At 52.5% G+C, this 13232-nt stretch carries 13 protein-coding genes; 9 read left to right on the plus strand and 4 right to left on the minus strand.

The features are described from left to right. Positions 1 to 148: 148 nt before the first annotated feature. From rnhA to aroQ, 4 genes are all read right to left on the minus strand, one after another. Entirely contained in the window at positions 149 to 613 is a 465-nt protein-coding gene (gene rnhA, locus PXG97_RS12880) for a ribonuclease HI (RefSeq protein WP_276498157.1), read from the minus strand. An 84-nt stretch (positions 614 to 697) separates the two neighbouring features. Then, positions 698 to 1258 carry a MarC family protein gene (locus PXG97_RS12885; RefSeq protein WP_276498158.1) on the minus strand — a complete coding sequence of 187 codons (561 nt, stop codon included), beginning with the start codon at positions 1256 to 1258 and terminating at the stop codon, positions 698 to 700. Positions 1259 to 1376: 118 nt separating this feature from the next. Further along, on the minus strand, positions 1377 to 2438 hold the full coding sequence (locus PXG97_RS12890) for an aminotransferase class V-fold PLP-dependent enzyme (protein WP_276498159.1): 1062 nt from the start codon (positions 2436 to 2438) through the stop codon (positions 1377 to 1379). Between the two features lie 80 nt (positions 2439 to 2518). Next, a complete protein-coding gene (gene aroQ, locus PXG97_RS12895; RefSeq protein ID WP_276498160.1) occupies positions 2519 to 2965 on the minus strand; it encodes a type II 3-dehydroquinate dehydratase in 447 nt (148 codons plus the stop codon). A gap of 174 nt (positions 2966 to 3139) precedes the next feature. Between aroQ and xerD the strand changes: the two genes are divergently transcribed. From xerD to PXG97_RS12940, 9 genes are all read left to right on the plus strand, one after another. Then, on the plus strand, positions 3140 to 4039 hold the full coding sequence (xerD, locus tag PXG97_RS12900) for a site-specific tyrosine recombinase XerD (RefSeq protein ID WP_276498161.1): 900 nt from the start codon (positions 3140 to 3142) through the stop codon (positions 4037 to 4039). Positions 4040 to 4287: 248 nt separating this feature from the next. Next, entirely contained in the window at positions 4288 to 5265 is a 978-nt protein-coding gene (locus PXG97_RS12905; protein WP_276498162.1) for a YjgN family protein, read from the plus strand. Between the two features lie 8 nt (positions 5266 to 5273). Beyond that, positions 5274 to 6341, plus strand: a complete 1068-nt coding sequence (locus PXG97_RS12910; protein ID WP_276498163.1) for a M48 family metallopeptidase — start codon at positions 5274 to 5276, stop codon at positions 6339 to 6341. Between the two features lie 202 nt (positions 6342 to 6543). Beyond that, the gene (locus PXG97_RS12915) at positions 6544 to 7575 is read left to right on the plus strand and encodes a quinone-dependent dihydroorotate dehydrogenase (RefSeq protein WP_276498164.1); all 1032 of its coding nucleotides are present in this window, start codon (positions 6544 to 6546) and stop codon (positions 7573 to 7575) included. A gap of 75 nt (positions 7576 to 7650) precedes the next feature. Then, positions 7651 to 10269: an FtsK/SpoIIIE family DNA translocase gene (locus PXG97_RS12920; protein WP_276498165.1), complete on the plus strand. Its 2619-nt coding sequence runs from the start codon at positions 7651 to 7653 to the stop codon at positions 10267 to 10269. A 28-nt stretch (positions 10270 to 10297) separates the two neighbouring features. Next, positions 10298 to 10942 (plus strand): outer membrane lipoprotein periplasmic chaperone LolA1, encoded by a 645-nt coding sequence (gene lolA1 / locus PXG97_RS12925; protein ID WP_276498166.1) that lies wholly within the window; start codon positions 10298 to 10300, stop codon positions 10940 to 10942. Between the two features lie 185 nt (positions 10943 to 11127). Then, a complete protein-coding gene (gene pyrF / locus PXG97_RS12930) occupies positions 11128 to 11955 on the plus strand; it encodes an orotidine-5'-phosphate decarboxylase (protein WP_276498167.1) in 828 nt (275 codons plus the stop codon). A 138-nt stretch (positions 11956 to 12093) separates the two neighbouring features. Then, positions 12094 to 12594, plus strand: a complete 501-nt coding sequence (locus PXG97_RS12935) for a hypothetical protein (RefSeq protein WP_276498168.1) — start codon at positions 12094 to 12096, stop codon at positions 12592 to 12594. A 109-nt stretch (positions 12595 to 12703) separates the two neighbouring features. Continuing rightward, entirely contained in the window at positions 12704 to 13156 is a 453-nt protein-coding gene (locus PXG97_RS12940) for a hypothetical protein (RefSeq protein WP_276498169.1), read from the plus strand. Positions 13157 to 13232: the final 76 nt, after the last annotated feature.

A 13232-nucleotide genomic window follows, 5' to 3' on the forward strand; every position in this document is an offset into this window, starting at 1 on the left:
TTGTTGGTTAACCGTTGTTCGTTAATAGTGATGGTGTTGTGGAGACGAAGTACGTTGTGCCTCTCGTGTGCAGCTTTGCTTTTTGTCAGAGAATTTGGCTTCTCCACATATTCGAATAACGAACAACGATTAACGAAAAACCAAACTATCAGCTCGGCAGGTAGGCACCCGACTCAAAGCCCTGGTCTTCGAGCAGGTTGGGGGAGAGGGCGCTGGCTACAGCCAGCTGGTCGCAGCGCTCGTTCTCGGGGTGGCCGGAGTGGCCGCGTATCCAAACGAACTTTACCTTGTGCTTCGGGTACACGCGCAGGAAGCGGGCCCACAGGTCAGCGTTGGCCTTGCCTTTAAAGGCTTTTTTCTGCCAGCCGAACACCCAGCCCTTCTCCACGGCATCCACCACATACTTGGAATCGGAGTAAACGGTAACCGGCATGCCCGGCTTGGTGATCGCCTCCAGCCCCTTGATCACGGCCAGCAGCTCCATGCGGTTGTTGGTTGTCTTCCGGAACCCCTCCGTCAGCTCCTTCTCATGCTGCTTCCAACGCAGGATAGTGCCGTAACCACCTGGTCCTGGGTTTCCGCGTGAGGCTCCGTCAGTGTATAGTTCGATCATGTATTTCAATGAGTGAATGAGTGCGTGAGCGAATGAGTGATTTTTTATTCTATATCACTCATCCACTCACGCACTCATTCAAAATTATAAGTTAGTCTTAAACAGTTTGATGGCGATAGCCAGCAGGATGATGCCGAACACCTTGCGCAACACGTTGGCGCCGTCTTTGCCGAGTTTACGCTCTATCCAGCTGCTTGCTTTTAGTACAATGTACACGAAGACCAGGTTCAGCACGATGCCAACCAATACGTTGGGCAGCGAGTAGGCGGCACGCAGCGAGAGCAGCGTGGTCATGGTGCCGGCCCCCACAATGAGCGGGAAGGCCAGGGGCACAATAGAGCCGCTCTTGGTTTCCGGGTCGGTATGGAAAAAGTCCTTGCCCAGGATCATCTCCAGGCCGATCAGGAAAATGATGATGGCACCGGCCATGGCAAATGACTCAAAGTCGATGCCGAAGAGTTTCAGGATAGACTGCCCCAGGAACAGGAACGCGATCATCAGGATACCCGAGATAATGGTAGCCTTCTCCGACTCTATTTTGCCCTCGCGCTTGCGCAGGTCGATGATGATCGGAATGGAGCCGATGATATCAATCACGGCGAACAGCGTGAGCGTAACCGACGCTATCTCTTTGATGCTAAACACGGTAAGTTAGAAAATTAAAGAGTTAAAAAGTTGAAAGCTGGTTATGGTCTGGGAGCATTTGAGCTTTCCATGCAAAAGAACTCCTAAACGCTCTAACTCCCAAACTCCTCCACTTCAATTATGCGTAATAATGCAGAAAGAAGCGTTTCAGCTCCTCGTACTCCTCATCCAGTATGGCCGGGAAATTGGCGATGCGGAACGTGTTGCGCGCCCAGGGGCCGTAGCCGTTGCCCAGGCGGATGTTGTGGTGCAGTGCGCGCTTTTTAGCATCCTCCACCAGTTTCTCGTTGCCTACCAGTGTAACCACAGTTTTAGAGCGCACCTCCTCATTCTCCACCAGCGGCCTGAAATCCACGAACTGCTCAAAAAAAGTATACAGGTCCTGCGCGCGGTCGGTCAGGTGCTGGTCTATGCCCTTTATAAACGGCCTGTCTTCGAGCATGCGCTTGAGCAGGTAAATGTTCAGTTCGTTGGGCGTATGGGTGGTCTGGTAGTTCAGCATTTTCTCATACATCGGCACCAGGCTGTTGTAGTGGCTGCGCTCGGCCATCTTCTTCGCCCGAAAGATCGCGCGCGGCGAGCAGGCCATCACCGCCAGCCCCGGCGGCAGGCCAAAGCACTTCTGCACGGAGGCAAACCAGATATCGGCTTTAATCAGCTTCAGGTTCAGCCCCGCCATCGACGAGGTGGCATCCACGGCGATCAATGTGTCGCGGAAGCGGTTGTGCAGGTTTAGGATGGTGGTCGGGCCCACCTGGGTGCCATTGGAGGTCTCATTCTGCGTAAAGCAGATCAGTTCGGTGTCGGAGCTGATCTGCAGCTCACTCACCGGCATCGGCTCGTTCAGGTCATACTTCACACCGTCTGACTGTGGCCGCAGCTTCTTGGCATACTCAAACCACTTTTCTCCGAAAGAGCCGTTGTAGATGTGGAAACTCTTGAGTTTTGTCAGGCTCTGGATAAGGATCTCCCAACACTCGGTGGCCGACGAGGCGAAGAAAATATAATAATCCTGCGGGATGTTGAGCTTGCGCTTGATAGAGTTCACTACCGCCCGCGACATCTGCACGAACTGCTCGCCCCGGTGCGGTGTGTTCAGGATGCCCTCGTCATACGCATCTGCCAGGTAGGTGCGCAGCTCGGGGTATACTTTGGATGGACCAGGATAGAAGTTGAGCATGGGCGAAGGTTTTATATAGCTGTTGCGCTATATTATAAAATTTGTATTTAACGAACCTATAACGTCGCGGGTTGCAGATTTTATACAGTAAAGCCGATCTGTTTTGGCTTTAGCCGCTCAAAGTACTGCAGCGCCAGCCGGTAGCTCTCCAGCCCGAAACCGCTGATGCTGCCCTTACAGTAAGGGGCGATCATGCTTTTCTGGCGCCAGGCCTCTCGGGCGAAGATGTTGGAAATATGCACCTCCACCACGGGCGTATCTATGGCCCTGATGGCATCGGATATGGCTACCGATGTATGGGTGTAGGCACCGGCATTAAAGATAATGCCTTTGTAGCTAAAGCCCACCTCGTGCAGCTTATCGATAAGCACGCCCTCTGTGTTTGACTGGAAGTACGACAGCTCCAGCGCCGGAAAAGCCTGCTTCAGCTCCTCAAAGTAGTCCTCAAAAGAGCGGCTTCCGTACACCGACTTCTCGCGCACACCCAGCAGGTTCAGGTTTGGGCCGTTCAGGATAAGTATCTTCATAGTTCTGCGTATACAACTTTCCAAAGCTACAAAGGTAAGGATTAACTATCTTTGCTCTATTCTTTGACAAAAGAATTATAGACGAAGGAAAAATGACTTCAGCAATTATACTTTATTGAGGAAGGATCTTTTACAAGGATAGTCTTTTGTACAATAGTCTTTCTTCCCCAACATATGAACTGGCGCATCTGTATCAAGCAATTCGAGGAGTACCTGAAACTGGAGAAGTCGCTCTCGCGGCACTCGGTAGAAGCCTATGGGCGTGATGTGCGCAAGCTGATCGAGTTTTTGGATGCGAAGGGGCTACAAGTTGCGCCAGAGGACGTGTCGCCGGCCATACTACGGGATTTCCTGGAGTGGATAAACGAACTGGGAATGACGCCCCACTCGCAGGCGCGGACGCTGTCCGGCATCCGGGCTTTTTACAAGTTCCTGATCATGGAGGACATGATGCAGACGGACCCGACCGATACGATTGAAGCGCCAAAACTCAATCGCAAGCTGCCTGACACGCTGGAGTTTCATGAGATAGAGCAGCTCTTGGCGGCCATAGACCTTTCCACGCCCGAAGGCACCCGCAACCGCGCCATGCTGGAAACACTCTACAGTTCCGGCCTCCGGGTGTCGGAGCTGCTGGACCTTCGCATCAGCAACCTATACGCAGATGCGGGCTTCCTGAAGGTTGCCGGTAAAGGCGATAAGGAGCGCCTGGTGCCGATTGGCCGGGATGCCCTGAAGCACATCCAGCTGTACCGCGAGGGTATCCGTTGCCACCTCAACATCAAGAAAGGGCACGAGGACGTCCTGTTCCTGAACCGGCGCGGCGCCAAAATGACCCGCGTGATGGTGTTCACGATCATCAAGGACCTGGCGGCTAAGGCCGGAATCCAGAAAACTGTGAGTCCTCATACCTTTCGGCACTCTTTTGCCACACACCTAATTGAGGGCGGTGCCGACCTGCGGGCCGTGCAGGAGATGCTGGGCCACGAGTCCATCACCACCACCGAAATCTACACCCACCTCGACCGCGATTACCTGAAGCAGGTGATCAAGGATTTTCATCCAAGAAGTTAGACAGGTCGCATCCAGGCCGCCAAGGCTTAGGGAGCTACCGATTGGCTGGGCATAGCAAGGTAGCGGCCGTGCTGCCTTCTTCGCTGGCATTTCTCCAGAGAACCTGCTCTGGTGGCTCCCGGCTCTTTGCCATACTTGCCTCTGAGGAAGACACTGGCTTTCCTGCTATTTTTTGGGGAGATGTTTTGTAAGTATGTAAAGTGTTATATATTTATCGGTCAAAATATATTAATACTTACATACAAGTTATGGAACAAACTTCTACTGTCCTGGAAACGCCTGTTTCCACCCCAACCCTGTTCTTTAAAGGAAAGGGCTCCGAACTCTTCAGTATCCAGATCGTGAACATCGCGCTGATGCTGGTTACCCTTGGCCTTTACTACCCTTGGGCCAAAGCCAAAAGCATGCAGTACGTTTACCGGAAAACGGAGCTGGCCGGCAGTCCCTTCAATTTCCACGGCACCGGCAAAGAAATGTTCATCGGCTTCATCAAAGGCATTGCCATGATAGCGATCCTGTATACCATCTTGCTGTATGGCATGTTTAGCTACGACCCAATTACGTACCTGTATTGCGTGCTCGTTTTCTTTGCCGGGGTAAGTGTGCTGATACCGCTTGCCCTGCATGGCATGATGCGCTACCGCACGTCCCGCACCAGTTGGCGTGGCATCCACATGGGCTACAGAGGCTCTCTGGGTAGGATGTACAAAGTATACTTCCTCAATACACTGCTGACCATCGTTACGCTTGGCCTCTATACCTCCTGGTTTACGGTGAACCTGCGCAAGGAGATCATCGGCAACATGCGCTTCGGAAATGCCCGTTTTAGTTATGAAGGCGAAGGCAGTGAGCTGTTTATGCTGCACCTGAAAGGCTACTTCCTGTCCATGTTCACATTGGGTATCTACCTTTTCTGGTACGCCAAAGATTTGATAAACTTTTACATCAACAACATCTTTATAGAGCAGGACGGCAAGTATAGCCGCCTCGACTCCTCCCTTACCGGCTCGCAGTACTTCGTGCTGGCGCTGGGTAATCTGCTGATCATGGTATTTACGCTGGGCCTGGGCTACTCCTGGGTTATTACACGCACCATGTCTGCCCTGGTGAACAACTGCGAGATTTTAGGGGATTTCAACCCCGATGCGCTGGCCCAGACGGAGGAAGAGTATAAAAACGCTACTTACGAGGATGTTGCCGACATGCTGGACATCGGCATTGTATAGTATAAGGTATGTTTGAAGGAAAATTTTACAACGGGCGTACCTCCAAAGGTATGCCCGCTTTCATTAAGCTGGAGCCGGGCCGTATCTGCATAAACTGGCACACGGAGGAGGAAAGCGGTACCGAAGCCTGGAACCTGCAGGATATCCACAAGCTGGAGTTTAACGACGCCACCACCGTGCTGGAGTATGGCAAGTTTCCCCGCCAAAGTATAGCCGTGTTTGAGCAGGGCTTTGCAGAGGCGCTGGAGCAGCAGTACCGCGGGGCAGCCTTCCTTTCCTCCAGGTATAACTCCTTTCTGAAGACGGGTGCCAAAGGGATCATCATCGGCGGCCTGTGTTTGCTGCTTTTGGCGGTGGCGCTGTTTTTCTGGGGCGTGCCTGCCCTGGCCGAAAGAGTGGCCGCGCATTTCCCCAAGGACTACGAGCATGCGATGGGGCAGAAGCTGTATGCTCAGATGCTGGACGGCTACACGGTGGACTCCGCCAAAACCGAGGCACTGCAGCAGTACCTGAGCGCGCTGGACGTGCAGTCGGATTTCCCGATCCGCGTGACGGTGGTGGAGGACGACATGGTAAACGCCTTTGCCCTGCCGGGTGGCTTTATCGTGGTGCACGATGCCATACTGGATAAAATGGAGCACCACGAGGAGCTGGCGGGTTTGCTGGGGCACGAGATCGGGCACGTGCAGCTGCGGCACTCCACCAAAGCCATTGCCCGTAGCTTATCGCACTACATGCTGCTGTCGGTGCTGTTTGGCGATGTGAGCGGTATTGCTGCCGTGATCGTGGACAATGCCTCCTCCATGTATAGCCTGGAGTACAGCCGCAAGGCAGAAACGGAGTCGGACAGAGCGGGGCTAGAGCTGCTGGCGCAGAATAACCTGAACCCGCAGGGCATGGTGCTGCTGATGGAGCGCCTGAATTCTGACGAGCCGGAGTTCCTGAAGTTTATCAGCACCCACCCCCGCACCGAGGACAGGATACAGGAGCTGAACAAGCTGATAAAAGAGGAAACGTATGAAACCGCTCCCAACCCGGCTTTGGAGGCAGCCTGGGAAGAGTTGAAGAAGGAGTAGCTGTTGCCGCCACAAAAGGCCTCGCAGTGGGCGCACTTGCCACGGAGCGTTTCGGGGAGAGCCTGATAGACGGCAACGCTGTAGCGCATGCCCCGCGGTGCTGGGAGACAGGGCGGGGCATGCGTAAAAAATCCACTTCCCGCAGCAATCATTAAATCCTAATCCTATCTTTGCAGGCAAGTATAACCTAACCCCATACACTGTGTACAAGAGCCTCCTGCGCCCGCTGCTTTTCCAGCTCGACCCCGAGAAAGTGCATTACCTCACCACCGATGCCCTGCGCACCTCGCTTAAGCTGCCTTTCGCCAAAAGCATTACCGAAAGCATGTTTAAGGTGGAGGACCCGAGGCTGGAGCGCGAGCTGTTTGGCCTGAGGTTTCCGAACCCGGTGGGCCTGGCCGCAGGCTTTGATAAGGACGCGATGCTGGTAGATGAGCTGGGCGAGCTGGGCTTCGGCTTTGTGGAAATAGGCACGCTGACGCCCAAACCGCAGCCGGGCAACGACAGGCCGCGCCTGTTCCGCCTGCCGCAGGACCAGGCCATCATCAACCGCATGGGCTTTAACAACAAAGGCGTGGACGCGGCCGTGCGGAGGCTGGAGAAACGCAAGAGCAACATCATTGTGGGGGGCAACATCGGCAAGAACAAGGTGACGCCAAACGAGGAGGCGCTCAGCGACTACCTGTACTGCTTCAGGGCGCTGTTCCACGTGGTGGATTACTTTGTGGTGAACGTGAGCTCGCCGAACACCCCGGACCTGCGCGCGCTGCAGGACAAGGAGCCGCTGCAGAAGCTGTTGGTGTCGCTGCAGGAGGAGAACCAGAAAATGGGCACGCCCAAGCCACTTTTGCTCAAAATCGCCCCGGACCTGAACCTGGACCAGCTTAACGACATCATCGAGATTGCCCAGGAAGCCAGGCTCAGCGGTATTATCGGCACCAACACTACCGTGAGCCGCGCCGGCCTGCAAACACCGGAGGCACGGGTGCAGGAGATAGGTATGGGCGGCCTGAGCGGCAAACCCCTGACAACCCATTCCACCCAGATCATACAGCACCTGCGCACTTACCTGCCGCCCGAGATTCGCCTGATTGGCGTGGGAGGCATCATGACGGCGCAGGACGCGGTTGACAAGCTGAACGCCGGCGCTGACCTGGTGCAGCTCTACACAGGCTTCATCTACGAGGGCCCATCCCTGATTAGCCAGATCAATAAAAAATTACTTTCCCGGTAAGGTATATTCGGGCACATAGGCTAAGGCATTGCCACGAAAAAGTGTAAATTTGGGATTCTAACGATAGCTGAGGGTATGGCCAAGAACACTTACAGAGACGACACGCTGCAAGCAGGGCGAAGGAACGAGGTGCGTGGTAAGAATGAGCCGCGTGGGGCAAATGTGCCAAAGGGGCAGAAGCCGAAGAAAGAAAAGAAAAAATGGTCTTTCCGGATTCCGACTCCCCGGATTAATCTAAGAATCGGGTTTCTGCACGACCGCCGCTTTAAGCTGACGGTGGGCTTCACGTTCCTGCTCTTCTCCTTTTTCCTGACCATTGCCTTTGTGTCTTACCTGTTCACAGGCAACGCCGACCAGAGCGTGGTGGAAACCGTGAGCGGCACCGGCCTGAAAGAGTCGGGGCAGGAGGCGGAGAACTGGCTGGGGTTGTTCGGGGCCTGGCTATCGCACTTCTTTATAAACGATTTGGTGGGCATTGGCGCCTTTTTCCTGATCCCTGTACTCTTCTTCACCGGCTCCAAGATCGTATTCCGGAAAGTTAACGTGTCGCTGAGTTATGTGCTGGGGCTTTGCAGCTTCTGCATGCTGTGGCTGAGCCTGGCCATGGGCTATATCGTGTTCTCTGCAGGCGCCATCGGGCCTTACGGTTTCTTAGGCGGTGCTGTGGGCGTGGAAGCGGCGCTGTGGCTGAACAGCCTCATCGGCTGGGGCTCCTGGCTGCTGCTGGGCTTCCTGTTGCTGGTGTTTGTCGTAAGCTTCTTTAACGTTACAAGTATAAACTGGAGTAGCTCCAAGGCAGCCGGCATGGCTGCAGCCAAGGCCGGGGCCGAGAAAAATTATGCCGAGAGCCTAGGTGATGTGATGGGTGGTAAGACGAACAGCATCAACCATAACGCGGATCCTACTGCCTCTCTGGAGTATGAAGAGGAGGAAGAGGTGCCGTTTTATGAGGAAGATGAGGAAATAAACCGCGCCCTGGAGATGGAGCTGAGTTCGCTACAGGAGCAAAAAAAGCCGGAGCCACCTGCCGCCCCTCCTAAAAACGACACGCCATCGCTGGAACTGGACATAGACCTACCGGAGGATACTTACCTGGATGATGCCGTAGCCAATGAGGAAGAAGAGCCGGAAATGGCCCTGCAGATAGAGGAGACACCGGAGGAGGAGGTAGCCATCGGCGACATGGAAAACTATGACCCCACGCTGGACCTGGCCCGCTACCAATACCCGCACCTGGACCTGCTCAACGACTATGGTGCCAACAAAGTCTCTGTGACCAAAGAAGAGCTGGAGGCTAACAAAGATAAGATCGTGGAGACGCTGGCTAACTATAACATCGGTATCGCCAGCATTAAAGCCACCATCGGCCCTACAGTTACGCTTTACGAAATCGTGCCGGATGCCGGCGTGCGTATCTCCAAGATCAAGAACCTGGAGGACGACATCGCCCTGAGCTTAGCGGCCCTGGGTATCCGTATCATTGCCCCGATTCCGGGCAAAGGAACCATTGGTATCGAGGTGCCGAACACCAAGAAAGAAATGGTGTCTATCCGCTCCATACTTTCCACGGAGAAATTCATGAAGAGCGACATGGACCTGCCGATCGCTTTCGGTAAGACCATCACCAATGAGGTATTTGTGACGGATTTGGCCAAGATGCCGCACTTGCTGATGGCGGGTGCCACCGGTCAGGGTAAGTCTGTTGGTCTGAATACGATCCTTACCTCGCTGCTCTACAAGCGCCACCCATCGCAGCTCAAGTTCGTGCTCGTGGACCCGAAGAAGGTGGAGCTCTCGCTGTTCAACAAGATAGAACGCCACTTCCTGGCTAAATTGCCAGACACCGACGAGGCCATTATTACCGACACCAAGAAGGTTGTGAACACGCTGAACTCGCTGTGTATGGAAATGGACATGCGCTACGACCTGCTGAAGGATGCCGGCTGCCGCAACCTGAAAGAGTATAACCGCAAGTTTGTGGAGCGCAAGCTGAACCCGCAGAAGGGCCACCGCTTTATGCCCTACATCGTGCTGGTGATAGACGAGTTAGCCGACCTGATGATGACGGCAGGCAAAGAGGTGGAAACGCCGATTGCCCGTTTGGCGCAGCTGGCCCGCGCCATTGGCATTCACCTGGTGGTGGCCACGCAGCGTCCGTCCGTAAACGTGATCACGGGTATCATCAAGGCTAACTTCCCGGCCCGTATTTCCTTTAAGGTAACCTCCAAGATCGACTCCCGCACCATTCTGGATGCCGGCGGGGCGGATCAGCTGATCGGTCAGGGGGATATGCTCTTCTCTATCGGTTCCGACATGATCCGTATTCAGTGTGCCTTTGTAGACACGCCGGAGGTAGACCGCATCTGCGACCACATTGGCGAGCAGCAGGGCTACAGCGATGCTTACCTGCTACCAGAGTTTGTGGGTGATGACGGTGGTAACGAGAAAGCCGATTTTGACCCGAGTAACCGCGACCCATTGTTTGAGGAAGCCGCCCGTGTGATCGTGCAGCACCAGCAGGGAAGCACCTCGCTGCTGCAGCGCCGCCTGAAGCTGGGCTACAACCGCGCCGGCCGCCTGATTGACCAGCTGGAGAGCGCCGGGGTAGTAGGCCCGTTTGAGGGAAGCAAGGCCCGCGAAGTTTTAATTCCGGACGAGTACAGTTTGGAACAGTTATTGAATACACTCGGTTAGACAACGAAACAAGTACTTTTACAAAGACATGAAAAGAATATTCTCTCTACTGCTGGTGGTGCTGATGTTTGTATCTGTGGCGAATGCCCAGCAAGACCCGGAGGCATCCAAGATACTGAATGCCATGAGCCAGAAGTACCGCTCTATGAAGGCCTTTAAAGCTGATTTCGCCCAGACGCTGGAAAACCCATCGGCGAAGGTGAAGGAAACCATGAACGGAAACATTACCGTGAGCGGCGACAAGTATAGATTGGGTGTGAGTGGCCAGGAAATCATCAGCGACGGCAAGACCATGTATACTTTCCTGAAGGATGCCAACGAGGTAACCATTACCGAGGCAGACGAAGAAGCAGAGGCTATGGCGCCAAGCAAGATCTTCGACATGTATAAGAAAGGCTATAAGTATGCCTATGCCGGCACCGAGACAGTGGGAGGCGTAAAGCACGACGTGATTGAACTGGCGCCGGAAGACCGTAAGAACCCGATCTACAAGGTGCGCCTGTACATCAGCCAGAAAGACAAGACCCTGAAGAGCTGGCAGATGTTCCGCAACAACGGCAATCGCTATACTTATACCATCAGCAACTTCCAGGCGAACCCATCGCTTGCCTCTGATGCCTTCACCTTTAACAAGGCCAAGTATAAAGGCGTGAGTGTGGTAGACTTAAGATAAAGCCAACCAATTTATGATACTAGGAAAGGCTGCCCCTGATTGGGGGCAGCCTTTTTATTTTAACCGTACATACTAGAAGGAGTTAGCCGAGCAAGCATAACAGAGCAGGCAGGAAAAACAATGTAAAGTTTCGACCTCTGAAGCAAATTTATACTTTTGTAGAAACCAATCATCCCCCGCAAGCCATGACTAGAGAGCAGCTTTTCGAGCAGATCATGAATAAGAAATCATACCTGTGCATCGGCCTCGATACCGACCCGCTGAAGCTACCGCAGCACCTGCTGGAGCTGGAGGACCCGGTGTTTGAGTTTAACCGGCAGATCATCGAGGCTACCGCTGACCTTTGCGTGGCTTACAAACCCAACATCGCCTTTTATGAGGCGCAGGGGCCGCAGGGTTGGCTAAGCCTGCAGCGCACGCTGGAGGTGATTCCGGAGAATATCTTTACCATTGCCGATGCCAAGCGCGGTGATATTGGCAACACCTCCGAGCTCTACGCCCGTGCCTTTTTCGAGAACATGGATTTTGACTCCGTGACGGTTGCCCCCTACATGGGCGCTGACTCAGTGAAGCCCTTCCTGACGCAGGCGGGCAAATGGGTGATTCTGCTGGCCCTTACCTCCAACGCCGGCAGCCAGGACTTCCAGATGCTGCGCCTGGAGGATGGCAATGAAGAGTATCTGTTTGAGCAGGTGCTGCGGACAAGCCAGGAGTGGGGCGCTCCGGACAACATGATGTATGTGGTAGGCGCCACACAGGCGGAGTATGTGCAGCGCGTGCGCCAGATAGTTCCAGACCACTTCCTGCTGGTGCCAGGGGTTGGGGCGCAGGGCGGCAGCCTGGAAGAGATCTCCCGCCTGGGTATGAACCGCCAGTGCGGCCTGCTGGTAAACTCAGCCCGCGCCATTATCTACGCCTCCTCCGGTTACGACTTTGCCGAGCGCGCCCGTGAGGCTGCCTTTGCTGTGCAGCGGGATATGGAGAAGCTGCTGGAGGAGATACTGGTGGGGTAGTATTTTCCGACCTATTGGACTAATATATATGTATTTTATTATATAGTATATTCGTTAGTCCGGTTCCGTATATCCGCCGGATCTGGGTGTATAAACGGAGTAATTCCTTATATACTATAGTTGGCGTGCATTGATAATATGAAAAGTAAAGAAATTGGGCGGAAAACTCTTATAAGATACTGCATTATCTCAATGCTGGTCTTTCTTGCTGCACCCATATTTATCGATATTTTCTTTCAAATATTTTCAGATTCACCAAAAAGTGCGATAACATTCTTTAAAAACTTAACGACTGAAATAATAGATAATAAAGTATTCTATGTGGTTCAGGCAATTTTTGTATCTATAGCAATTTGGCTTTTAGGAGGGGCAGCAGGTAGATTAATAATTGAAAAAGAGAAATCAAAGTCTTTGGTAGGTGCACTAACTCTTTTTCTTTTATGGGTAATATTATTCTTGAGTTCGACATTAACTGCCGCTTTTCAGAATTACTTGATTTGGGGACAAGAGGGATTTAAGTCCGTCGTTACAAAATGGATTATCTATGGATTACTTGCTTACCTGATCCTCGGAGCTATTCACGGACTTTTATTCGGGTATTTTGTTGGAAGGGATATAAAAAATAAAGGAAGAGTTTAAAAAGACAACAACACGCCAACAAAGCACATGAGCAAAGCTGCGGCTGACGCCTCGCTCACCTCATGTACGAGCCCGTTAGCCACAACTTAAATTACAGTAATAATAAAGTATGTTTCCATTCTCTTTTACATATACAAATAAGCTTACAGAGCCGATTGAAAAACATGAAATCATTAATCTGTTAGCTCAGTATGTGGAAGATAATAAAGGGCAGGATTTAGTTATAAAATATGACTCGCTTTCATTTACTATGAACTTAATGAGTTCTTGGAGCTTCAGCAAGTTTGTTTTTATCGAAAAGGGTGTATTCACTCTGAATGATGATAATATTTCATTTAAGTTCTATATGTATCGACTCCTAATAATAGCTGCTTTGATGTCGATTTTGACAATTATACAGACTCATGAGTTATGGTTGGGTCTCTTCTTTTTTACAGTTATAGGCTTAGGAAATTGGGGTTATGCTCTTTTTAGGTATAACCGAATGCTGAATCATATTACAGCCAGCATTAATAAAAGTATAGAAAGTAAAGAGATTGGTAGTAAGAAAAGGTTCGGCTAACACGGCACAGGCTCTATACTCGGCTACGCCTCGTTCAAAGCCTGTCCTAAACGTTCAATCTAAAACAAAAACATTA

It is taken from the genome of Pontibacter litorisediminis (assembly GCF_029360645.1).
Classification (GTDB): domain Bacteria; phylum Bacteroidota; class Bacteroidia; order Cytophagales; family Hymenobacteraceae; genus Pontibacter; species Pontibacter litorisediminis.